1 pseudogene is annotated in these 869 nt (G+C 45.8%); it reads left to right on the forward strand.

What is annotated here, in order from left to right:
- Window positions 1–869, forward strand: a pseudogene (locus A0125_RS15955) (SusC/RagA family TonB-linked outer membrane protein); the annotation flags it as partial.

Raw genomic sequence — 869 nt, forward strand, 5'->3', positions numbered from 1 at the left:
AGACATACGGCTAATGTGGGTGGAAATCGCACACTTAACAATGGTATTTCGATCGGCGGTACATTAACCTATTCTAAAACCAGCCAACGTGGTGCTACCATGGGTAATGGAGGTAGTGCATTTGGTCAGATTACGCGAATTCCAGTTTCTTATGATCTCAACGGCACGCCGCTTCTGAATGAAGCTGGCGAGCGTCAATATTTCTTGCCAGGGCAGAATAGTCCACTTTGGAGTGTCGAGAATGAGTTCTTTGAATCCGATGTTGATCGCGTGTTTGGTAATTTGAATATTGGATATGACTTTACCGATTGGTTGAATGTGAGCTACCGCGTTACCGGTGATACGTATTTCGATCAACGAAATCAAGTGTTAAGAAACGGTTCAGCGCGGGCGCCGCTCGGGGCCATCGATGCAGACAATCGTTTTCGCTCGGAGTTGAACGGAGATTTGATGATTACGGCCAAGCATGAGGATCTATTTGTAGACGGGTTGAATGCGACCTTACTTTTGGGTCAGAATATCAATAGCCGTGATTTCCGCGAGTCGGGGATTGTATCCAGTGGTTTATCGATGTTTGGTTTTGACAACGTTGCCAATGCTTCGGTGTTTACGGGGTCGTATTCCAATAGATTCCGCAGGAGACTTATTGGTCATTATGCACAGTTAAGCTTGGGTTACAATGATTATTTGTTTTTAGAGTTGACTGGCCGTGCTGATAAATCTTCGACATTGCCCACTTCCAACAACACCTACTTTTACCCTTCTGCTTCTTTGAGCTTTGTGCCAACGACAGCATGGGAAGGTTTGCGTTCTGATGTATTGTCTTATTGGAAAGTACGAGCAAATGCTGCTCGGGTGGGTCGCGATGC

The sequence above is a fragment of the Sphingobacterium populi genome (assembly GCF_001586775.1).
Classification (GTDB): Bacteria; Bacteroidota; Bacteroidia; order Sphingobacteriales; family Sphingobacteriaceae; genus Sphingobacterium; species Sphingobacterium populi.